At 74.6% G+C, this 21,036-nt stretch carries 19 protein-coding genes and 1 rRNA gene; 6 read left to right on the forward strand and 14 right to left on the reverse strand.

The window, feature by feature from the left end:
• The first annotated feature begins 240 nt into the window (after positions 1–240).
• Together rrf and AB0F40_RS19575 are read left to right on the forward strand one after the other, a co-directional pair.
• A 5S ribosomal RNA gene (gene rrf, locus AB0F40_RS19570) occupies positions 241–357 on the forward strand.
• Positions 358–652: 295 nt separating this feature from the next.
• A complete protein-coding gene (locus AB0F40_RS19575) occupies positions 653–1,906 on the forward strand; it encodes an AGE family epimerase/isomerase (RefSeq protein ID WP_357471255.1) in 1,254 nt (417 codons plus the stop codon).
• Between the two features lie 24 nt (positions 1,907–1,930).
• Here the strand turns inward: AB0F40_RS19575 and AB0F40_RS19580 are convergent, their stop codons facing one another.
• On the reverse strand, positions 1,931–4,087 hold the full coding sequence (locus AB0F40_RS19580; RefSeq protein WP_357471257.1) for an ABC transporter permease: 2,157 nt from the start codon (positions 4,085–4,087) through the stop codon (positions 1,931–1,933).
• On the reverse strand, positions 4,084–4,869 hold the full coding sequence (gene modA / locus AB0F40_RS19585; protein ID WP_357471260.1) for a molybdate ABC transporter substrate-binding protein: 786 nt from the start codon (positions 4,867–4,869) through the stop codon (positions 4,084–4,086). The genes AB0F40_RS19580 and modA overlap by 4 nt, the downstream gene beginning before the upstream one ends.
• 54 nt (positions 4,870–4,923) lie before the next feature.
• Between modA and AB0F40_RS19590 the strand changes: the two genes are divergently transcribed.
• From AB0F40_RS19590 to AB0F40_RS19600, 3 genes are all read left to right on the forward strand, one after another.
• The gene (locus AB0F40_RS19590; protein ID WP_357471262.1) at positions 4,924–5,382 is read left to right on the forward strand and encodes an Rrf2 family transcriptional regulator; all 459 of its coding nucleotides are present in this window, start codon (positions 4,924–4,926) and stop codon (positions 5,380–5,382) included.
• A 171-nt stretch (positions 5,383–5,553) separates the two neighbouring features.
• A complete protein-coding gene (locus AB0F40_RS19595) occupies positions 5,554–6,468 on the forward strand; it encodes a sulfite exporter TauE/SafE family protein (RefSeq protein WP_357471265.1) in 915 nt (304 codons plus the stop codon).
• Positions 6,465–6,962 carry a MogA/MoaB family molybdenum cofactor biosynthesis protein gene (locus AB0F40_RS19600; protein ID WP_357471268.1) on the forward strand — a complete coding sequence of 166 codons (498 nt, stop codon included), beginning with the start codon at positions 6,465–6,467 and terminating at the stop codon, positions 6,960–6,962. Before AB0F40_RS19595 ends, AB0F40_RS19600 begins: the two co-directional genes overlap by 4 nt.
• Positions 6,963–6,968: 6 nt before the next feature.
• Here AB0F40_RS19600 and AB0F40_RS19605 read toward each other — a convergent pair whose 3' ends face one another.
• Positions 6,969–7,208, reverse strand: a complete 240-nt coding sequence (locus AB0F40_RS19605) for a MoaD/ThiS family protein (RefSeq protein WP_357471271.1) — start codon at positions 7,206–7,208, stop codon at positions 6,969–6,971.
• Positions 7,205–7,675 (reverse strand): cyclic pyranopterin monophosphate synthase MoaC, encoded by a 471-nt coding sequence (gene moaC, locus AB0F40_RS19610; protein ID WP_357471274.1) that lies wholly within the window; start codon positions 7,673–7,675, stop codon positions 7,205–7,207. Before moaC ends, AB0F40_RS19605 begins: the two co-directional genes overlap by 4 nt.
• 164 nt (positions 7,676–7,839) lie before the next feature.
• Here moaC and AB0F40_RS19615 point away from each other — a divergent pair, with 164 nt between their 5' ends.
• Positions 7,840–8,802 (forward strand): NAD-dependent epimerase/dehydratase family protein, encoded by a 963-nt coding sequence (locus tag AB0F40_RS19615; protein ID WP_357471277.1) that lies wholly within the window; start codon positions 7,840–7,842, stop codon positions 8,800–8,802.
• Here the strand turns inward: AB0F40_RS19615 and AB0F40_RS19620 are convergent.
• The 10 genes from AB0F40_RS19620 to AB0F40_RS19665 form a co-directional block, all read right to left on the reverse strand.
• Positions 8,696–9,766: a glycosyltransferase family 9 protein gene (locus tag AB0F40_RS19620; RefSeq protein WP_357471280.1), complete on the reverse strand. Its 1,071-nt coding sequence runs from the start codon at positions 9,764–9,766 to the stop codon at positions 8,696–8,698. The genes AB0F40_RS19615 and AB0F40_RS19620 overlap by 107 nt on opposite strands.
• Before the next feature lie 25 nt (positions 9,767–9,791).
• Positions 9,792–10,547 carry an SDR family NAD(P)-dependent oxidoreductase gene (locus AB0F40_RS19625; RefSeq protein WP_357471282.1) on the reverse strand — a complete coding sequence of 252 codons (756 nt, stop codon included), beginning with the start codon at positions 10,545–10,547 and terminating at the stop codon, positions 9,792–9,794.
• Positions 10,544–12,094 (reverse strand): PfkB family carbohydrate kinase, encoded by a 1,551-nt coding sequence (locus AB0F40_RS19630; protein ID WP_357471285.1) that lies wholly within the window; start codon positions 12,092–12,094, stop codon positions 10,544–10,546. Before AB0F40_RS19630 ends, AB0F40_RS19625 begins: the two co-directional genes overlap by 4 nt.
• Positions 12,091–12,786, reverse strand: coding sequence for an SIS domain-containing protein (locus AB0F40_RS19635; RefSeq protein ID WP_357471288.1), 696 nt, complete (start codon positions 12,784–12,786; stop codon positions 12,091–12,093). The genes AB0F40_RS19630 and AB0F40_RS19635 overlap by 4 nt, the downstream gene beginning before the upstream one ends.
• Entirely contained in the window at positions 12,783–14,081 is a 1,299-nt protein-coding gene (locus AB0F40_RS19640; protein ID WP_357471291.1) for a glycosyltransferase, read from the reverse strand. Before AB0F40_RS19640 ends, AB0F40_RS19635 begins: the two co-directional genes overlap by 4 nt.
• Positions 14,059–15,084 (reverse strand): glycosyltransferase family 4 protein, encoded by a 1,026-nt coding sequence (locus tag AB0F40_RS19645; RefSeq protein WP_357471294.1) that lies wholly within the window; start codon positions 15,082–15,084, stop codon positions 14,059–14,061. Before AB0F40_RS19645 ends, AB0F40_RS19640 begins: the two co-directional genes overlap by 23 nt.
• Positions 15,081–16,187: a glycosyltransferase family 9 protein gene (locus AB0F40_RS19650; RefSeq protein ID WP_357471297.1), complete on the reverse strand. Its 1,107-nt coding sequence runs from the start codon at positions 16,185–16,187 to the stop codon at positions 15,081–15,083. The genes AB0F40_RS19645 and AB0F40_RS19650 overlap by 4 nt, the downstream gene beginning before the upstream one ends.
• Positions 16,184–17,746 (reverse strand): HAD-IIIA family hydrolase, encoded by a 1,563-nt coding sequence (locus tag AB0F40_RS19655; protein WP_357471300.1) that lies wholly within the window; start codon positions 17,744–17,746, stop codon positions 16,184–16,186. The genes AB0F40_RS19650 and AB0F40_RS19655 overlap by 4 nt, the downstream gene beginning before the upstream one ends.
• Complete coding sequence (locus AB0F40_RS19660) at positions 17,743–19,416, reverse strand: carbamoyltransferase C-terminal domain-containing protein (RefSeq protein ID WP_357471302.1); 1,674 nt, start codon at positions 19,414–19,416, stop codon at positions 17,743–17,745. The genes AB0F40_RS19655 and AB0F40_RS19660 overlap by 4 nt, the downstream gene beginning before the upstream one ends.
• 142 nt (positions 19,417–19,558) lie before the next feature.
• Positions 19,559–20,986, reverse strand: a complete 1,428-nt coding sequence (locus AB0F40_RS19665; protein ID WP_357471304.1) for an FAD-dependent oxidoreductase — start codon at positions 20,984–20,986, stop codon at positions 19,559–19,561.
• Positions 20,987–21,036: the final 50 nt, after the last annotated feature.

Genomic DNA, 21,036 nt, shown 5'->3' on the forward strand with positions numbered 1-21,036 from the left:
GAGGCACCCAGCAGACCACTGGGTTGATAGGCCGGATGTGGAAGACAGGACTAACGACTGTCGGAGCTGACCGGTACTAACTGCCGATAACTTCATAACACCACATCACTGTTAATAAGAGTCTTTGATTGTTACGCGTCCACTATGCGGTTCCCGAGTCACGGGCACCAACCCCCAACCCCCCCGCCCCCTTTTTTTTGGGTGTGTGTGGGTGGTAGGGGTTTGCCTTCTCGATAGTGTTACGGTGGTCATAGCGTAGGGGAAACGCCCGGTCCCATTCCGAACCCGGAAGCTCAGCCCTACAGCGCCGATGGTACTGCCCTGGAGACGGGGTGGGAGAGTAGGACGCCGCCGGACAACCATTCCCAGCAGGGGGTGGAGTCCCCGCACGAACCCACAGGGTTGGTGCAGGGACTCCACCCCCTGACTGCATTCCCCCCAAAACCAAACCCACCAACCCGCGCCCACCCAACGATCTCGCGCCTACCCAGCGATCCCGCCCGAAATCACCGCGGAATTCGGGCGCAATCACTGGGCTGGCGCGAAGCAGCGCCGGCGCGCAGCAGCCGACGGCACGGTGCCGCGCAGAGGCGGCCGGTGGTGTCGCTGGGCAACTTGCCGGGTACACAGGCGCCGCCGCTATCGTGACTGTGTGAACGCAGACACAACCCGCACTGGTGCGGGCACCACCAACCAGTCCGCACGCACCACCGAGTCCGCGTGGCGCAGGGACCACTTCGTCTCGTTGCTGCGTTTTGCTGAGGGGGCGATCCGTGCGGACGGGGCCGCGTGTTGGCTGGACGACCTGGGGCGCCCGGACCACTCACATCCAGTGGAGACGTGGATCACGGCGCGGATGGCACACATCTTCGCCGTCGGGCATCTGCTCGGAGTGAGTGGCGCGGACGAGCACGCCGAGCGCGCTCTCAGTGGCCTTCAGGACGTGCTGGCAGACGCCGAGTTCGGCGGGTGGCTCGCCGCCAGGGGTGAGGGCGACGAGCTGGTCGGTGCCAAGGAGGCCTACGCACACGCGTTCGTGGTGCTCGCGGCCTCGACCGGCAAGGTTGCCGGCATCCGCGGTGCGTCGGAGCTGCTTACCACGGCACTCGCCGTGCTCGACGCGCGGTTCTGGGAACCGGAGCAGGAGCTGCACCTGGATGAGCGTTCACGTGACTGGTCGTCGGCGTCGGACTACCGCGGGGTGAACGCGAACATGCACTCCGTCGAGGCGCTGCTCGCCGCGCGCGCCGCGACGGGCGACGGCCTGTGGTTGGACCGGGCAGCGGCGATCGGTGATCGGGTGGTGGGCTGGGCCTCGACGAACGAGTGGCGGATCCCCGAGCACTTCGATGCCGCATGGAACCCCCTGCTCGAGTACAACGCCGACCGGCCTCAGGATCCGTTCAAGCCGTACGGTGCGACCCCCGGCCACGGGCTCGAGTGGGCGCGGCTGCTGCTGCAGATCGACGCGGAGGCCGGCACGTCGGGCCACCGGACCGACGCGGCCGTCGCGCTGTTCGACCGTGCGGTCGAGGACGGGTGGGACCCCGACGGCGGTGGTTTCGTCTACACCACCGACTGGTCGGGCACCCCTGTCGAGGCGCGCCGCTTCCACTGGGTCGCGGCTGAAGCGGCCGCTACCGCCCACGTGCTGGGGCGGGTCACGGGCGAGCCGCGCTACGCCGAGCTCGAGAACGAGTGGTGGGCCTGGATCCGGGCGAACCTGATCGACGCCGAGCACGGGTCCTGGCACCACGAGCTGGACACGGAGAACCGGCCGTCGGGCCGCACGTGGGTGGGCAAGCCCGACGTCTACCACGCAGCCCAGGCAGTGATCCTGCCCGAGCTGCCGCTCACCGGCTCGTTCGCAGCCTCGGCGCAGCGAGTGGGCCAGATCCTGGCCTGAGGCAGCGAGCGCGAACCGACCCGTTCACCGCTGGAGCACCGTCACCTCGGCCGCCTTCACGACGAACCAGAGCTGCTCGCCCGGGACCGCGCCGAGCTCGGTGACGGCAGCGGCCGTGAGGTCGGCAGCTATCTGTTCCGGGGCCGCCGGTCCGTCTGCACGCCGAGCGGCACCCTCACCGGCGCGCCCGCCGGCGCCGCCACCGGCGCGCCCACCGCCGAGCACGTCGCCGTGACCGCCGTGGCGGGGCCGCTCGGCGGTGGCCCACATCCGGAGCAGCGGGCCATGGGGTTCGATCCCGGTGAGCAGCACAGGGAAGGCGTTGCGCGGGCTGCCGCCCGGCGGGTCCCGGTGTACCGACACCGCGCGCGGCTCGAAGAGGGCGACGGCCTCGGCATCGGGGTCCAGCACGTCCTCCGTGGTCCCGTGGACCTCACCGAGCGCGGTAGCCAGGACGGCGCCTGACCCCTCGGCGGCTTCTGTCGCGCGTCCTGGACCGCCTCCGCCCGGGGGCGCGACAACCGTGCCCACCAGGAGGTTCACGCCGGCGAAGCGCCCACCGAAGGTCGAGCGCGGCCGGGTGAGCACCTCTCTGGCGGGACCGTCCTCGACCACGTGGCCCTCCTCGAGCACGATGACCCGGTCGGCGAGCTGGGCGACGTCCAGAAGGTCGTGCGTGACGAGCAGGGTGCTGCGGGGTGAGGTCCGGTGCGCCGCCTGCAGCAGCAGCCGGGCATGCTGGGCCGCACCGACGTCGAGCGCTGAGAACGGTTCGTCCACCAGCAGCACATCAGGGTCGGTGGCCAGCGCGCGAGCGATCGCGACGCGCTGGGCCTGGCCGCCGGAGAGCTCGTGGGGGCGTCGTCCGGCGAGGTGCGCCGCTCCGACGTCGGACAGGAGGGACTGAGCGAGCGTGCGGGCTTCGGCCCGGGGCATCCCGCGGGAGACGGGCCCGAAGGCCACGTTGTCGGCGACGGACAGGTGCCGTAACAACAGCGGGCGCTGCCCGAGCCAGCCGACGTGCCGGTCACGCGGCGGGGTGGCGGGCGCGCCGGGACCCGCGAGGACTCGGTCCCCGATGGTGACCGTGACGTCCCCGCGGTGTCCGCCGAGGCCTGCGACCGCCTGGAGCAGCGTCGACTTGCCCGCGCCGTTCGGGCCGAGGACGGCGACCACCTCGCCCGGCGCCACGTCGAAGGAGACGTCGACGCCACGTTCCGGTACCCGGACGTGGACACGCACAGCGGCGGGCGGCCGGCGCACGCCAGAGCGCACACCCGACCGCACGCCCGGCCGAGCAGCCTCCGACGGCCACGCCTCCGGTTCCGCCGCGACGTTCGACGAGAACCGGCCGTGCGCGGGCGTCGGTCCATCGGCCACCGCCGCGCCAGGTGCGCCCTGTTCCGGGATCTGGCGGAACCACGGACCGTACGCGGCGACGATGATCGCCAGCGCGACGACCACCAGTACTAGGGAGAGCGCGACGGCGGCGTCGGGATCCGACGAGCGCTGCAGGTAGATCTCGAGGGGCAGGGTCTGGGTGACACCCTGGAGCGCACCCGCGAACGTGATGGTCGCGCCGAACTCGCCGAGCGCCCGCGCGAACGCCAGGACTGTTCCCGAGACCAGCGCCGGCGCGAGCGCGGGCAGCGTCACCCGCAGCAGGATCCGGGTCGGCAGGGCGCCGAGCGTCGCGGCGACGTCCTCGTGCGCGGTGTCGTGGGACCGCAGGGCACCGTCCAGCGTCAGGACCAGGAACGGCAGGGCCACGAAGGCCTGCGCGAGCACCACGGCCGCCGTCGTGAAGGGGACGCGCATCCCGAGCACCTCGAGCACGCCGCCCAGCAGGCCGCTGCGCCCGAGCAGGGTGAGCAGCGCGAGGCCGCCCACCACGGGCGGCAGCACGAGGGGTAGCAGGAGGAGCGCGCGCACGACCCGGCGTCCGGGGAAGGAGGCGCGGGCCAGCAGCAGCGCGAGCGGGACGCCGAGCACCACGCACAGGACGGTCGCGACGACCGAGGTGCGCAGCGACAGCCAGAGCGCGTCGCGGGCGCCGGGAGCGGTCAGGAGCGGCCAGAGCGAGCCGACGTCGACCCGGGTCAGCAGCGACGCGACCGGCAGCACCACCAGCAGCGCGCCGAGCGTGGCCGGCAGGACCACCCACCGCGGCAGCCCGTTCACGGCGTACCGAATCCCGCCTCCGACAGCGCCGACCGGCCCTCCTCGCCGGTGACGAGGGCTACCCACTCGGCGGCCAGGTCAGGGGCGGGCGGATCGGCCAGCACCGCCAGGGGGTACCGGTTGACGACGTCGGCGGCCTCGGGGGTGGGGACGGTCTCGACGTCGTCCGGTTCCGTGGCGGCGTCGGTGACGTAGACGAGGCCGGCGTCGGCCTCGCCGAGCGCGACCTTGGCCAGCACGTCCGTGACGCTCGGCTCCGCGCTCACCGTGTGCGGCGTGACGCCGGCGCCGTCGGCCACGGCGGCGGCGGCGCGTCCGCACGGGACCTCTGGCGCGCAGAGCACGACGTCGACGTCGCGACTTTCGAGGTCAGCGAGGCCCTCGACACCGGCAGGGTTATCGGTGGGCACCACTATCGTGAGCACGTTCGTGGCGAAGACGGTCGGGGTGGCGACCAGCCCGGCGTCGGAAAGGCGGGCCATGGTGGTCTCGTCCGCGGTGGCGACGACGTCGGCGGGGGCGCCCGCCTCGACCTGGTCGGCGAGACCGGACGACCCGCCGAACGACAGCGTGACGTCCACGCCGGGGTGCGCTTCCTCGAACGTGGCCTCGAGCGCGGCGAACGGCTCGCGCAGCGAGGCGGCGGCCAGCACGGTCAGCGTCTCGCCGTCGGACGTCGGGGCGCATCCCGTCAGGGACAGGCCGGCGGTCAGCGCCGCGGCCACGCCCGGTGCGAGCGCCCGGCGGGGCGCGCCCGTTGGCAGCTTCGCGAGTCTCGACACGGTGCCGAGGCTATCCCGGCACGCCGTGCGCGACGTACAGGGGAGAATGGGGGCATGAGGATCTCCGCACGAGCCGACTACGCCGTCCGGGCAGCCGCCGAGCTGGCGGCCGCCGACCACGACGGGCCTGTCCGCGCCGAGACCCTGGCCCGCGCGCAGGATATTCCGCACCGCTTCCTGGAGGGGATCCTGAGCGATCTGCGGCGCGACGGGCTCGTCACGAGCCACCGGGGCGCGGGCGGCGGCTACCGGCTGGCGCGCGCGGCCGACTCGATCACCATCGCCGACGTCGTGCGCGCCGTCGACGGCCCGCTGGTCTTCGTCCGCGGCAACCGTCCGTCGGACCTGGAGTTCCAGGGCCCGGCCGCCCCCCTGCTCCACGTGTGGGTCGCGCTGCGTGCCAACGTCCGCGCCGTGCTGGAGGCGGTCTCGCTCGCCGACCTGGTGTCGGGCACCTTGCCCGACGACGTCCGCGCCCTGACCCAGGGCGACTCGGCCTGGGCCAACCCCTAAGCGCCCCTGCCGGTTCCGCACGATCCATGGTCCACCCGGCTGCTGTCCGCATGGCCACTTATCCGATGCATGAAATGCCTGTTGTATCCGACCGGGTTAGGTGGTTACTCTGACTCCGGCCGTCCCGCTGCGGCCCGTGCCGTATCCCGTGGACGTGGAAGGTCGAAGACCATGAGAACCCTGATCCTGCTGGCGCTCGTCGGTCTCGGCGCCCAGCTGGTGGACGGCAGCCTGGGCATGGCCTACGGCGTCACCTCGACGACGCTGCTGCTGGCGATCGGCACGAACCCCGCTGCGGCGTCGGCCACGGTGCACCTCGCCGAGATCGGCACCACGCTCGCGTCCGGCGCCTCGCACTGGCGCTTCGGCAACGTGGACTGGAGGGTGGTGGCCCGCATCGGCATCCCCGGTGCGATCGGTGCGTTCGCCGGTGCCACGTTCCTGTCGTCGCTCTCGACCGAGATCGCTGGCCCGGTCATGTCGGTGATCCTGCTGGGGCTGGGTCTCTACGTGCTGCTCCGCTTCACGGTGCAGGGTCTGCCCGCGCGCTCCGACAAGCCGCTGCGCCGGCGTTTCCTCACGCCGCTCGGCCTCGTCGCCGGCTTCATGGACGCCACCGGCGGTGGCGGCTGGGGCCCGGTTGGTACGCCCGCGATCCTCGCGAGCGGCCGGATGGAGCCGCGCAAGGTGATCGGCTCGATCGACACCAGCGAGTTCTTCGTCGCGATCGCGGCGAGCGTGGGCTTCTTCGTGGGCCTCAGCGGTGCGGGCATCGACGTCACCTGGGTGCTCGCCCTCCTCATCGGCGGCCTGATAGCGGCGCCCATCGCCGCCTGGCTGGTCCGCCTCGTCCCGCCGCGTGTCCTCGGCTCCGCCGTGGGCGGCGTGATCGTCCTCACCAACTCGCGCACGCTCCTGGGCAGCGACTGGATCGCCGCGACCGACGGCGTGCAGATCGCCGTCTACGTCGTGCTCTGGGTCGGCTGGGCTGCCGCCGTCGCCTGGTCGGTGCGCGCGTACCGCCTGGACAAGGCCGTCGAGGCAGCGCGGTCCCAGGAGCCGGAGGCAGATAGCGTGTCGGTATGACGTCCGACCGGGTAGCGGTGATCACCGTCTCCGACCGTTGCGCACGCGGCGAGGCCGAGGACCGGTCCGGCCCGACGGCGGTGGCGCTGCTCCGGGAGGCGGGACTCACGGACGTGCGCAACCACCTCGTTCCCGACGGCGTCGAGTCGGTCCGGGACGCGGTACGGACCGCGCTCGACGACGGAGCCCGGCTGGTGATCACCACCGGCGGCACGGGCATCGCGCCGCGCGATCTCACGCCCGAGGGCACGCGCGCTGTGCTCGACCACGAGATCCCCGGGATCGCCGAGGTCGTCCGCCAGCAGGGCATCGCGGCAGGCGTGCCGACGGCCGCGCTCTCCCGCGGGCTGGCGGGCCTGGCCAGCACGGCGGACGGGGCACGAGCGCTCGTCGTCAACCTGCCCGGGTCGTCCGGCGGCGTGCGGGACGGGCTCGAGGTGGTGCTCACGCTCTGGCCGCACGTCCGCTCCCAGCTCGTCGGCGGCGACCACTGACCGGGGTCAGCCGCCGGCGAACGGGGGGAGGACGTCGACCGTGGCGTCGTCCGGGACCAGCGCATCGTCCGACGTCGCCCTAGCACCCGCGACCAGGAGCGAGCACCTCGGCAGCACCTCGCCCAGGCCCGGACGGGCCTCGGCGAGGGCACCGCGGAGGGCAGCGACCGACGTCGGCCCGACCAGCTGTTCGGTGGTGACCCCGGCAGCCTCACGAGCGCCGGCGAAGTAGCGGACGGTGATCATTCCGCGCGCACCCAGTCGCCCGACTTGCCGCCCGTCTTGCGCTCGAGGCGCACGTCCGCCAGGGAGACGGACTTGTCCAGGCCCTTGACCATGTCGACCACGGCGAGGCCCGCCACCGCGACGGCGGTGAGCGCCTCCATCTCCACACCCGTGCGGTCGGCGGTGCGGACCGTCGCCGAGATCACGACGCCGTCGTCGGTCACCTCGAGGTCCACCGCCGCGCCGTGCACGCCGATCACGTGCGCCAGCGGCAGCAGTTCCGGCGTCCGCTTGGCTGCCGCGATGCCCGCGATGCGGGCCACCGCCAGCACGTCCCCCTTGGGGACGGCGCCGTCACGCAGGGCCTGGACGACGGCGGGAGCACAGCGGACGGTGCCCGACGCCGTCGCGGAGCGGATCGTCGGCTGCTTGGCGGTGACGTCGACCATGCGGGCCTGGCCCCGGTCGTCAAGATGCGTGAAGCTCACGGGACCAGGGTGCCACGGCGGCGGACCGCCCGGAACGCCGCTGCGAGTGAAGCGGCTCCGGTGCACCGTGGAACCGTGCGGTCGAGACCAGGCTGCCGGACCTCCGCGAGAGGACGACCCATGAACAGCGACGCCTGGACCCGACGCCCCGGCGAGGCCCCGTGATGAGGGCCGTCGTCACCGGCGGTGCCGGATTCGTGGGCAGCAGGGTGTGCGAGGCGCTCGTCGACTCCGGTGCCGAGGTGGTGTGCCTCGACAACCTCCTCACCGGGTCGCTCGGCAACGTGGCGGGCCTCCGTGGCCACCCGGCGTTCCGGTTCGAGCACTGCGACGTCGCAGAGGGCTTCACCTCCCGCGCGGTCCGGGCAGCGCTCCGCCCCGGCGTCGACCTGGTGCTGCACCTGGCCTCGCCGGCCTCGCCGGTCGACTACCTCGAACATCCGATCGAGACGCTCGACGCCGGGTCGCGCGGCACCCGGGCCGCGCTCGAGCTGGCCGACGAGCACGGTGCGCGCCTCGTCCTCGCCTCCACCTCGGAGGTGTACGGCGATCCACAGGTCCATCCACAGACCGAGGCGTACTGGGGCAACGTGAGCAGCGTCGGCCCCCGGAGCGTCTACGACGAGTCCAAGCGGTTCGGCGAGGCACTCGCCGCGGGATATCGGCGCGCCCTCGGGACCGACACCGGCATCGTCCGGATCTTCAACACCTACGGCCCCCGGATGCGGGCCCGCGACGGGCGTGTGGTACCCACGTTCGTGCGCCAGGCGCTCGCGGGAGAACCGCTCACGATCGCGGGCGACGGCAGCCAGACGCGCTCGCTCTGCTACGTCGAGGACCTGGTGGCGGGCCTGCTGGCCTTCGCGCACAGCGGCCACGCCGGGCCGATGAACCTGGGCAACCCGCACGAGCTGACCGTCGCCCGGATCGCGGAGGACGTGATCCGGGCGACGGGTTCGGCGTCGCCGGTCGAGCACGTCGAGCGGCCCCTCGACGACCCGGGCAAGCGCTGCCCCGACATCACCCTGGCGCGTACCGAGCTGGGCTGGGAACCCCAGGTCGCCTGGCTGGACGGTCTGGCAAGGACGGTGTCGTGGTTCCGCTCACGGTCGCAGGGAGCTGCGTGAGCGCGGACTCGCACGCGGCGACCACCTCGTCCACCGGCACCTGGGCGAGTGCCGGGTCCAGGCGGTCCGCGTTCGGGTCCCGCGGCGGAGCGTCTCGCTCGCCGTGCCAGACGACGGCGTGCCGGGGCAGGTCGATGGTCGGCCCCCACAGCGCCGGCGGCGTCGGCCCGAACAGCGTGACGGACGGCGTGCCGTAGGCCGTGGCGAGGTGGGCGACGCCCGTGTCCCCGCTGACCAGCAGCCGGGCCGTGGACACCAGGTCGGCCAGTGCGGGCAGACCGAGCTCGCCGGCGGTGCTGCGCACCGCGTCACCCCGCGCGGCCTCCTGCCGGACACGGGCGCAGAGGCCTCGTTCGGCCTCCGACCCGGTCAGGACGACGCGGTGCCCCTGTGCGGTGAGCGCCGCGACGACCTGAGCCCACCGCGAGGCGGGCCAGCGGCGGGCCTCGGCGGCGGCTCCGGGATGGACTACCACCTCCGACTGCCCGCCCACCTGGCTTCTCCCGCCCAGCGGGTCTGTGGGCCCGAGCCGCAGGTCCTCCGGGCCGCAGTGGCCACCCATGCTCTGCACCAGCCGGCACCAGCGGAGCACCTCGTGCTCGCTCTCGTCCCAGTCGGGGCCGAGATGGCCGGCCGCCGTGCTGGCGAAGGCGACCAGGGCGTCCGGCCGCGTGGCCTGCAGCACCCGGTGGCTCTCCGGGCCGCGGCCGTGCAGGTTCACCGCCAGGCACCCCGGCGCGTCCTGCGCACCGCCGGGACCGGCCCACGGCCACGGGAGCTGCGACAGCCCGCGCGCAGGCAGCACGGCGTCCACCACCCCGTGGTCGGTCAGCCACTGGCCGATGGGCTGGGGTGCCGCGAGCACCACCCGGTGTCCCGGCCAGGCCCGCCGCACCCCACGGAGCGCCGCCACGCCGGTCAGGGCGTCCCCGAGGCCCAGCGCACGGAGCACGAGCACGGTCATGGCAGCCTCCCGAAGGGCCGCCCGGTCACGGCCATGACGCCTCGCCCGACGCCATGACGAGCATCTCCCGGATCTCGCTCCCCGGCGGCTGCGTCAGCGCGGTCACCACGGCGGCGGCCGTCGCGGCAGGGTCGTTGAGGTCGGCGTCGGGGCCCGGCTTGTACTGCTCGGTACGGCCGTCGAAGAACGGCGTCCGCATCCCCCCGGGAATCAGGCACGTGACGCCTACCCGGCCCGCGTACTCGGCCGCGAGGGCCTGGGTGAACCCGCGGATGCCCCACTTCGACGCGCAGTACGCCGTCGCGTCGCCGGCACCGCGCAGCGCGAGCGTCGAGGCCACGGTGACCACCGTGCCGTGGCGTTCCTCCAGGTACGGCAGAGCTGCCCGGACCATCGACACCGTGCCGAACAGGTTGACGCGCACCACGCGCTCCCAGTGCTCCGGGTCGATGTCGAGCAGCGGCCCGCACGCGTCGATCCCGGCGGCGGTCACCACCGCATCGGGTGGGCCCACCTGGTCCACCAGCGAGCTGACGGCGGCCTGCGCGGCGTTCGGGTCCCCGAGGTCCGCGCTGGCGAAGGGCACGTCGGCGGTCGGTTCGGCCAGGTCGACGACGGCGGGCGTGCCGCCGACGGCGGCCAGCACGTCGACGAGCGCAGCGCCGAGACCTGACGCACCACCGGTGACGAACACCGTGCCGACCGATCTCGGTGCGAGCGGGGAGCTCGCGGGAGCGGGGACGGCGGTCGGAGTGCCGGTAGTGGTGGTGGCTGCGGTCATGATGACCTCCTCATGGTCGGTGGGATCGAGGCGGGAACGGGTTCGGACGCTCGGACCTGGCCGAAGAGCCCGGTGGTCGAGCGGCCCGGGAGATAGGGCAGGGTCACGACGCGCCCGCCGTAGGACCGGACGACCGTCGCCTCCGGCAGGTCCGACGCGGTGTAGTCGCCGCCCTTGGCCCAGATGTCGGGCCGGAGCGCCGCGACGGCGTCCGACGGCTCGTCGGCGTCGAGCACGACTGCCGCGTCGACGCTACCGAGGCTCTCCAGGACGCGGAGCCGGTCGGCCAGGGGCACCACCGGGCGTTCGGGCCCCTTGAGGCGGCGCACCGAACGGTCGGAGTTCACCAGCACCACGAGGTGCTCGCCCAGCTGCCGTGCGGCGTCGAGCATGGTGACGTGGCCGGCGTGCAGCAGGTCGAAGCAGCCGCTCGTCGCGACGAGCACCCCGCCCGCCGCCCGCAGCCGGGCACCGAGCTCCGCCAGGGACTCGGGACCGCTCCGCTCGGCGGGCTGCCCAGCGGCCTCGCGGCCCCGGCGGAAACCGTCGGCGCCACCCGCGGCCACCCAGGCGCTCGCGGCGACCACGCCCTCCCGGACGGCGGTGGCGGCACCGTCTCCGCGGGCCAGCCGGTCCACCACCGTCGCGGCGAACCGGTCACCGGCGCCGCACGGGTCGGGACCGTGCGCGGCCTGCGCGGGCAGGTGCCGGACGACGCCAGGGCCGTCGCCGGTGCGCTCGGCGTCGTCCCGCCGGGAGGCGACGAACGCGCCCCGGTCCCCGGCCGTGACACTCACGGCGTGTGCGTCCCAGGCCCGGCGCAGCACGTCGGCCACCGCGGGCACCTCGGTGTCGGCCGCGGCAGGCGCCTGGGGGAGCCGGCGCGCCGCCCGTTCGGCCTCCGCCACGTTCGGCGTCACCAGCGCCGCGCCGGGGACCGGCTCCCCGCCACGCGGGTGCGGGTCCCAGACGAGCGGCACGCGCTCCGCCGACTCGGCGAGCAGCTCCCGCAGGAGTGGGTCTCGGGTCACCCCGCCGCCGTAGTCGGCGACGAGCAGCGCGTCGCAACCGGCGACGGCGTCGCGCACGCGCCGCACCGCCGCCGCGTCGACGCCGACCGGGGTGCCCGGCCCGCCGTCGTCCACCCGGACCAGGCCCTGGCCGGTGCTCCGGACGCGCGTCTTGCGGCGCGTCGGGCCGTCATGGCCCAGCGGGACGAGCGTCAGGTCCGCGAGCTGACGACGTAGCTCCTGGCCGGCCGCGTCGTCGGCGACGGGGGCGACAAGGACGACGTCGGCCTGCTGCGCGCACAGCAGGGCGGCGAGCCCCGCGCCACCGGGGCTCTGCCGCACCTCTGCCACGTCGACGACGGGCACCGGCGCGTCCGGCGCGAGCCGTGTGACCGAGCCGTCGACGTCCCGGTCGAGCAGGAGGTCCCCGACGACGGCGATGCGTGGTCGGGCCGAGCCGGCGCCGGCGCCGGCGCCGGGAGCCGAGCCGGCCAGCTTGCGCGAGATGTCGCCGACGGCGGAGCCGTTCCCGCTCATGTGCGCGCCCCCGCCTTCTGTGCCCCGGCCTTTTCTGCTCCCGCTTTCCGCGCGCCTGCTCGGCGGACACGCGTGCGGTCGGCGATCCTGGTGTCGAGCACCGCGCACAGCGTGTGCGCGACGACGAGGTGGACCTCCTGCACCGCCGACGTCGACTCCGAGGGGACGGTGAGCGCGTCGTCGCACAGCGCCGCGAGGGGGTTGGGCGCCTGCCCCGTGAGGGCCCAGGTGGTGAGCCCGAGCTCGTGGGCACGCCGCGCCGCGACGAGCACGTTGGCGCTCGACCCGGACGTCGACAGACACAGCAGGACGTCGCCGGGCCTGCCGTGCGCGGCGACCTGCCGGGCGAACATCTCGTCCTGGCCGTAGTCGTTGACGATCGCGCTGAGGCTGGAGGTCTCGGCGTGCAGGGCGATCGCCGCGAGCGGCACGCGCTCGCCCTCGAACCGGCCGACCAGCTCGGCGGTCAGGTGCTGGGCCTCGGCGGCACTGCCGCCATTGCCGGCCACCAGCAGGCGTTGACCGGCGAGCAGCCGGTCGGCGAGGTCCTGTCCCCAGGCCTCGATCCGGCCGAGGCTGGCGGTGACGTGGTCGAGGCCGATCGTCAGGTCGGCGCGGTGCTGGCGCAGCCAGCTCCGGCCGCTGGAGCTGTCGGGCTGGAGGGCGGACGGGCGGACGGGCTCGGAACTCATCGGGTACCTCCTGCGGAGACCAGCGGAGCGTCCGTCACGGGCCACTGCGGCAGGGGCCCGCGAGCGGACGAGGAACTGACGACCTCGGCGTAGGCCTCGGCCGTCTGCCGGGCCACTGCGGCCCAGCCGTACTGGCGCTCGGCGCGCACCCGGGCGGCGGCACCGAGGCGGAGGCGGAAGCGGCGGTCCGACAACCGCAGCAGCGCGTCGGCGACGGCGGCGGGGTCACGCGGCGGGACGAGCAGGCCGGTGCGGTCGTGCACCACCGTGTCGAGCATGCCGCCGACCGCCGAGGCGAGCACCGGCAGCCCGCACGCCGCGGCCTCCAGCGGCACTATCCCGAACGGCTCGTACCAGGGAGTGCAGGCCACCACGTCGACGCTGCGGAGGAGCTCCGGGACGTCCTCGTGCGACACCGCACCGAGGAACCGGACCTGGTCGGCGACGCCCAGCTGCTCGGCCTCGGCGCGCAGGCGGCGTACCTCCGGATCCCGGTCGAGCTCGCGCAGCGGCGGCCCGCCGGCGACCAGCAGCTCCACCGCGGGAACGTGGTCGCCCAGCCGGGCGAGGGCCTGGACGATCGTCGCGACACCCTTGCGCTCCACGAGCCGGCCCAGCGAGAGCAGGCGCACGGGCCGGGCCTCGTCCGCCTGCCGTGCCCGGGCCGTGCCCGGCGTGAACACACCGAGGTCGACGCCGCAGGGCACCACGCGGACCCGGTCGTCCGACGCGCCCAGCCGGCGCAGCTCACGCACCTCGTCCTGACAGGTGGCGATCACCAGGTCCACGTCCGCGCACAGGGTCTTCTCCAGCGGTATCCGTGCGGTGGGGCTGGTGTCGGCGGCGCCCTGGTACCGGCGCTTGACCGAACCGAGCGCGTGGAAGGTCTGGACCACCGGGACGGCGGGCACGTGACCGTTGTCCGACCGGCGGGTGGCCCGCAGCGCCGCCAGACCCGACATCCAGAAGTGGGCGTGCAGCACGTCCGGCCGCGCCTCGGGTTCGGTGAAGCGCGCCGCGAGGTCGTCGCCGAACTGGTGCATCCAGCGCAGGAGCTCGTCCTTGGGCAGGCGTTCGGGCGGGCCGGCGTCCACGTGCACCACGTCGACCCCGTCCGTCAGCGGCACCCGTTCCGGCAGCGCTGGATCGTCCCGCCGCGTGTACACGTCGACGGTGTGGCCGTCCGCCGCGAGGCGCCGGGCCAGCGCCGCGACGTGGACGTTCTGCCCACCGGCGTCAGCCTCCCCGAGTGTGGCGAGCGGGCTGGCGTGCTCAGAGATCATGCCGATCTTCACGGGACACCTCCTGTGTCAGCAGCGTGGTCCAGCGGTTGAGGAACACGTCGAGGGAGTAGTGGTTCAGGACGTGCTCGCGGGCGGCCTTGCCGTACGTGGCGGCCTCTGCCGGGTCGGCGAGCCACCGGCGGGCGACCGCCGCGAGCTCGTCGGGGTCGGCGCTGAGCACCCCGGCCTCTGGCGGGACCGCGGCGTAGGCGGCCGTGACGGGCAGCGCGAGGACCGGCAGGCCCAGCGCCATGGCCTCCAGCAGGGCGAGCCCGAGACTCGTCCACCGGTACGGGTGCAGGTAGGCGCGGGCGCCCGCGAGTCGGGAGTGCAGCTCCGGCTGCGGCAGGTCGTACAGGCGCCCCGCGGTCCCCGCCGCCGTCGGGCCCAGGGGGGAGAGGTGCTCCGCCAGGAGGTCCGTTCCCATGCCGTACACCTCGGCGGGGACCTCGTGCGCCACGTGCAGCAGCACGTCGGTCCCGGCGGCCCGCCAGCGGCGCACCGGCTCGTTCACGACCGCGGCGACCCGCTCCCGCTCGCCCGTGTAGCGGTGCCCCGGGTCAGGGACGCCGTGCTCGATCACGGCGGTGCGGGCCGGGCCGGTGTCCCACATGAGGGCGTTGAACTGGGTGACGTGCACGATCGGGACCCGCCCGTCGGCGACGACGCCGACGTCGGCCAGGGGGTGCCGGGTGGCGGCGGCGGGACCGCCGGGAGCGTCGTGCTCCAGGTAGACGGCGGGCACGTCGTACCCGGCGCGGCGGCCGGTCCACTCGTGCAGGAGCGCTGCCTCGTGCGGCCGCTGGAGCAGCACGGCGTCCACGCCCTCCGTGTCGAGCACGCGCCGCAGCTCTCCCGGGCCCAGCTCCCGTACCGAGTCCGGCCAGTCCCACGTCCGGGCGCGCCCCCGACCGTCGGCCGGCCGGCCGGGCAGCACCGGGACCAGGTACTCGTGCTCGCCCTGGACGAAGGCTGTGGTCCACGACCCGTGGACGTGCCACAACAGGATCCTCATGACGGCCACCCTTCGACGCGGGGCCGCCCGGCGACGGTCGGCGCACGGGGCGGCAGGTGCGTGAGCCGCTCGACGGCGTCGGACACCTGGTCCGGCGTGACCGACGCGAGGCACGGGTGTCCCGGCACGGGACACGTGCGGGCCCGGGTGCCGCGGCACACCGCGCCCTGGTCGCCCAGCACCAGCCGGGGTACCCCGTAGGGCACCCACCGGTCCGCGGGGACGACCGGGGCGAACAGGCTGACGACCGGCGTACCGACGGCCGCGGCCAGGTGAGCCGGGCCGGTGTTGCCGACCACCACGCACGCCGCCGACTCGAGGACGGCGGCGAGCTCGGCCAGGCCGGTCCGTCCGCCCAGGTCGGTGGCGTGGCCACCGGCCACGTAGGCGGTCAGGTCCCGTTCCGCGGCGGAGCCGGTCACGAGCACGTCCCAGCCGTCGCGCGCCAGCCGCGCGGCCATGGCCCGAGCGTCCTCGGGCAGTGGCGCCCGGGCGGGCACGGAGGCCCCCGGGTGGACGACGACGGCGCGCTGTCGCCAGGCGCCCCCCGCCCCCAGCGTGTGTTCGGCGCGCGCCGGCACGGCGGGCAGCGGGCGCCGGACGGCGAGCAGCCCGTCGTCGCCCGCCGGCAGCCGGGCACCCGCCTGGTCGGCGAGGTCGAGGGCTGCCTCCACCTCGTGCAGGCCCGGAGGGCGGCGATGGCGCACGTCGAGCAGCGACCCGGGGTAGTCCTCGCTCACCCCGACGAGGTGGCGTATGCCTGCCAGGCGGGCCAGCAGCGCCATGGGAAGCGGTGACTGATGGAACGACGTGAAGACGACCGCGAGCTGATAGCGGCGGGCGATCAGCCCGGCCACGAGGTCGAGAACGGCCTCGGCGGAGACCCGGGGCGGCTCCGCCCCGGACCACGGCGCGTCGAACCGCAGGACCTCCGTCACGCCGGGCAACAGCTCCGCCGCCTGCAGGCCCTCGCCGGAGACCAGCAGGTCCACCTGGTCGTAGGTCGCGGCCAGCGCGCGCACGGCGGGGCCGGTCAGGAGCACGTCCCCGTCGCTGTCGAGCCGGACCGCGAGAACACGGACACGGTGCTTTGTGGGGGTCATAGCAGTGTCACCACCTCATCGAGAGTGGCGGCCACCACGGGGGCCGCGGACAGCTCCTCGCGTCTGGTCACCTCGGTCGGCACCAGGACGCTTCGCGCACCGGACGCCACGGCGGCGCCCACGTCCGAGCCGATGTCGCCGACGACCGCGCACTCGGCCGGGAGCATGCGGAGCTCCTCCGCGGCCCGCAGCACCAGACCCGGCTCGGGCTTGCGGCACGCGCACTCGTCCTCCGGCCGGTGCGGGCAGCGCTGCCAGGTGTCGAACGGGCCCAGCAGCCGGCGGACCCGCTCGTCCACGGCGTCCACCTGTGCGCTGGTCAGCAGGCCCCTGCCGATGGCGGACTGGTTGGAGACGACCCCGACCCGCAGGCCGTCGGCCCGCAGCCCGTCCAGGAGCCGCCGGGCGCCGGGCATCGGTTCGACCGCGCTCGGATCCCCGTTGTAGGGCACGTCGTGGACGAGCGTGCCGTCCCGGTCGAACAGGACGGCACGGATCGGCGGGGGCCAGGCCGGCACGTTCCCGCCGAGTGCCCGTCGCCACCTCCAGGTACCCAGCAGCCGCCGGCCTACGGCTGCGAAGGGGATGAGCACGCTGGTCAGGGCCATGCGGCACAGCTCGGGGCCGTAGCCGCCGTCGCCGGGACGGGGACCGGGAGCGAGCCGCTTCGCCGCGAACGCCGCGGTGAGGCCGGCCCAGGCCGAGCCGGCGAGGGCGGCGCTCGCACGCGCCGCGCGCGCGTTCGGTCCGGTCGGTCGGGCAGCGGCCAGGCAGGACCCGAGCGCCGTCAGCCCCGCCGCGACCGTCGCCACGTGCCAGGGCAGCCTGCCCTGGCCGGCTCCGGTGAGCCTGCGCCAGTCGCGGCCGTGGAGCGTGCGCAGCAGCGCGTCGTCCGCGTTGCCGGCCTGGGCGCGCACGCTCGCCAGGGTCCCGGCGGTCCGGACGGGGTGCTCGACGAACCGGACACCGTGCTCGAGGTCCCAGCCCGCCCTGCGCACGCGCAGGGCCAGGTCCGCGTCCTCGCGGTACGCCCGAGGGAAGCGCTCGTCGAAGCCGTGCACCGCCAGCAGCGCGGACCGGCGGTAGGCCATGTCGGCAGTCGCCCACACGGCGGTCTCCAGGCCGGCGGTGTTGCGCTCGAGGTCTGTGGGGGGCCGGTGCCTCGGCAGCGGTACCACGATCCTGCCCTGCACACCGGCGACGTCGGGCCCGGCCAGTGCCAGGTCCTGCTCCAGTGCGGCGGCCCAGCGTTCGGGCACCAGCACGTCGTCGTCCAGGAAGGCGACCCAGTCCGTCCGCACGCTGCGCCAGCCCACGTTGCGGGCGGCGGCCGGGCCGCGCCCGCCCGTCCTGAGCACACGCACCCCCTGGACCGGGTCGGGCCCGAGGTCGAGGGCAGGGTTCTGCCCGCGGCCCGAGCCCGGGAACGGACGGTCGTCGACCACGACGACCTCGGGCGCTCGCGGGCCACCGGCCCAGGCGGTGCGCAGCGAGTCGAGCAGCGCGGGCAGCTCCGGGCGACCGACGGTCGGGACCACTATCGAGCAGGACGGGGTCACGGGGCACCTCCCGGCGTCCGCTCGGCCGCGAACAGGTCCGCTCGCCGGACCAGGTGCGGCCCGAGCACCAGGAGGTCGACGGGCGCCGAGCCGAAGAGCTCGAGCGCGTCACGGGGGCTGTCCACCATGGGTCGGCCCGCGGTGTTGAGGCTGGTGTTGACGACTACCGGCAGCCCGGTCCGGGCGCGGAACGCCCGGAGCATCGCCTGGAGCCGTGGTTGCGTGTCGTCCACCGTCTGGATGCGGGCGGTACCGTCCACGTGGACGGTCGCCGGGATCCGGTCGCGCCAGGCGGCGGCGACGTCGTGGACGAACAGCATGTACGGGCTGGGGATCGGGCCGCCCGAGAAGATCTCCGGGGCGTCCTCGAGGAGCACCATCGGCGCGACCGGCCGGAACTGCTCACGGCCCTTGACCACGTTGAGGCGCTCGGTGTTGGCGCGCGCACCGGGGTGCGCCAGCAGCGAGCGCTGCCCCAGCGCGCGTGGCCCGAACTCGGAGCGGCCGTCGAACCAGGCCACCATCCCGTCGTCGGCCAGCACGTCGGCCACCTGTGCGGGCAGGTCGGCGGGCGTCGTGAACGGTACGCGCGCCGTCCGCAGCGCCTCGGCCAGCTCGTCGTCCGGCCAGGAGCGGCCAAGGGCGGCCGAGGGCATGGGCGCGGTCCGTACCCCGGCTTCCGCCGTGAGCTGCAGGGCCGCGCCGAGGGCGGTTCCCGAGTCGCCGGCGGCCGGCTGGACCCAGACGTGCTCGAAGGGGGTCTCGCGCCACAGCCGCGAGTTGGCCACGCAGTTCAGCGCGGTGCCGCCGGCCATGGTCAGTGCGGTGTCGCCGGTCTGCTCGTGCAGCGCCGTGGCGAGCTCGACGAGCAGCTCCTCCAGCCGCGCCTGGACCGACGCGGCGAGGTCCGCCTGGTCGGGGGGCAGGCCGCCCGCGCCGCTCGGTTCCTGGATGGCGCCCGGCGTGGCCGGCGCCGCCCACCGCGACCAGTCGGGCGCCTCGGCGACGAACCCGCCGTCCGGCGTGGTGCGCAGCAGCTCCCGCAGCTCCGGCAGGAACCGCGGGCTGCCGTACGACGCGAGCGCCATCACCTTGTACTCGTCGCTGGACCGCAGGAAGCCGAGGTGCTCGGTGAGGGACTCGTAGACGAGGCCGAGGGAGTGCGGCAGCTCCTGGCTCGCGAGCACCTCCAGCCGCCCGTCGGTGTACCGGCCCGCGAGGTAGGACGAGCGCTCGCCGCGGCCGTCGAGCGACATGACGCTGCACGTGCCGTACGGGGAGGCGAGCGCCGCCGATGCGGCGTGGGCGACCTCGTGGGGCACGAAGCGCACGGTGGCCGGGTCCAGCCCGGGGAGTGCCGTGGCGATGAACTGCGGGGCCCGTTCGGCGTACCGGCGCCGCAGCCAGTCCCACGGGTCGGGCAGTCCCATCTCGTCGGCGGGCTTGGCGAGCGCGGGGTCGAACGAGTACGCGACGGCGTCCAGGTCCTCGGGGGCCAGGCCGCCGACGTCGAGGCACCAGCGCATCGACTGCTCCGGCAGCTCCCAGGCCGCGAACGGGAGGGGACGCTTGCCGTGCTTGCGCCGGGTGAACCGTTCCTCCTCGGCTGCTGCGAGGACGTGACCGTCCACGACGAGGGCCGCGGACGGGTCATGAAAGAGGGCATTCACGCCGAGAACTCGCACAGTGACCTCCACGGATGGTCGTCACCGGGCTTCTTCCGGTCCTCCTACGTTCTCCGGCGGCAGGAGCACTCGCATCTCGAACCGCTGCTCGGCGCCCCAGCCGGCTCCCGCACGGTATTCGCGCTGGTCAGCGTCGTGCCAGGTCCTCCGTTGCCGGTCCTTCGAGCAGGGTGCCGTCCGCGGCGAAGCGCGAGCCGTGCACGGGGCAGTCCCAGGACTGCTCCTGGTCGTTCCACCGCACGACGCCGCCGAGGTGCGGGCAGATCCTGGACACGTGCACCGTTCCGGGCCGCCCTCCCGACGGGTGGGTCGCGGCACAGGCCCAGCCAGCGGTCTGCTCGCCGAAAGTGGCCGCGGTGCGGGCCGTCGGCCTCGCCGGACGAGCCCACGGCTCGAGCGTCGGGCCCCACTCCACCGGGTCGCCGAGCAGGCGGCCGGCGAGTGCCAGCCCGGCGGCGGCGGCGTTGGTGAGCCCCCACTTGGCGTAGCCCGTCGCGACGAGCATCCGGTCGTCGCCCGGTATCGCGGGGCCGACGAGCGGCAGGCCGGTGTCGCTGCTGTAGTCCTGGGCCGCCCACGCGTGCCGGGGCGCACCGACGGGGAGGTGGGTGCGGGTCCACTCGTCGAGCGTGGCGAGCCGGCGGTCGGGGTGCGCCTCCCTGCCGACGGTGTAGCCCTCGCCGCCCACCATGAGCAGGTCGCCGGCCGTGCGCAGCGAGCGCACGGGCGAACCCGCCGTGATCGACATGGTCTCGGCGAAGCCCGGCGGCAGGGCACCCGGGTCCGCCACGTCCCAGGTGGTGAGCAGGCTGCGGCCGGCCTCAAGCCGGAGGAACAGGCCGCCCAGGCGGCCGGGCGGGGTGCCGGTGGCCAGCACCACGCGGTCGGCCAGCACGGTGCCACGGTTGGTGCGGAGCGCGACGCCCGAGCTGAGCCGGCGCACCTGCCGGACCCGGACGCCGTCGTGCACCGGGACGCCGCGAGACCGCAGGCGGGCGCTGAGCGCCGAGAGCATGTGCAGCGGGTCGACCTGGCCCTGGCCCGGCAGCCGAACGGCGCCGTAGGACCGCACGGGATAGGGCGGGTCCTCCTCCCACTGCACGCCTGCGAGGCCCTGGCGCGCGCAGATCGCGAGCACGGCGTCGACGTCGGCCACCTGTTCCGGCGCGGTCGCCACGGTCAGGTCGTCGCGGTTGTCGACGGGCACGTCGAGGTCCTCGAGGGTGCGGCGCAGCCACCCGAGGCCCGCGAACCCCGCCGCGAGGTAGTCCCGCACGACGTCGTCCCCGTACCGCGCGACCTGCGCGAGGCGGGTGCCCTGCAGCACCGACAGCTTGCCGGTCGAGCGGGCGGTCGTGGTGCTTCGTGCGGGGCCCGCGTGGAGGACGGCGACGTTCGCTCCGCCGTCCGTGAGCAACTGGGCCGTCACCACGCCGGTGAGCCCGGCGCCCACCACCGCCACGTCGACACGCAGCGGGCCTGGGGCCAGGACGTCCGGCGTGCCTCCGCGTGCGGTGCCCGGCCCCGCCGTCAGGTCGTGGGGAGTCTCGCTCACGGTGCACCTCCGGTGCCTGTGGTCGGTCGCTGTGGGCCGTCTCAGGCTGG

Origin of the sequence: Promicromonospora sp. NPDC023987 (assembly GCF_040639055.1) — a bacterium.
Classification (GTDB): Bacteria; Actinomycetota; Actinomycetes; order Actinomycetales; family Cellulomonadaceae; genus Promicromonospora.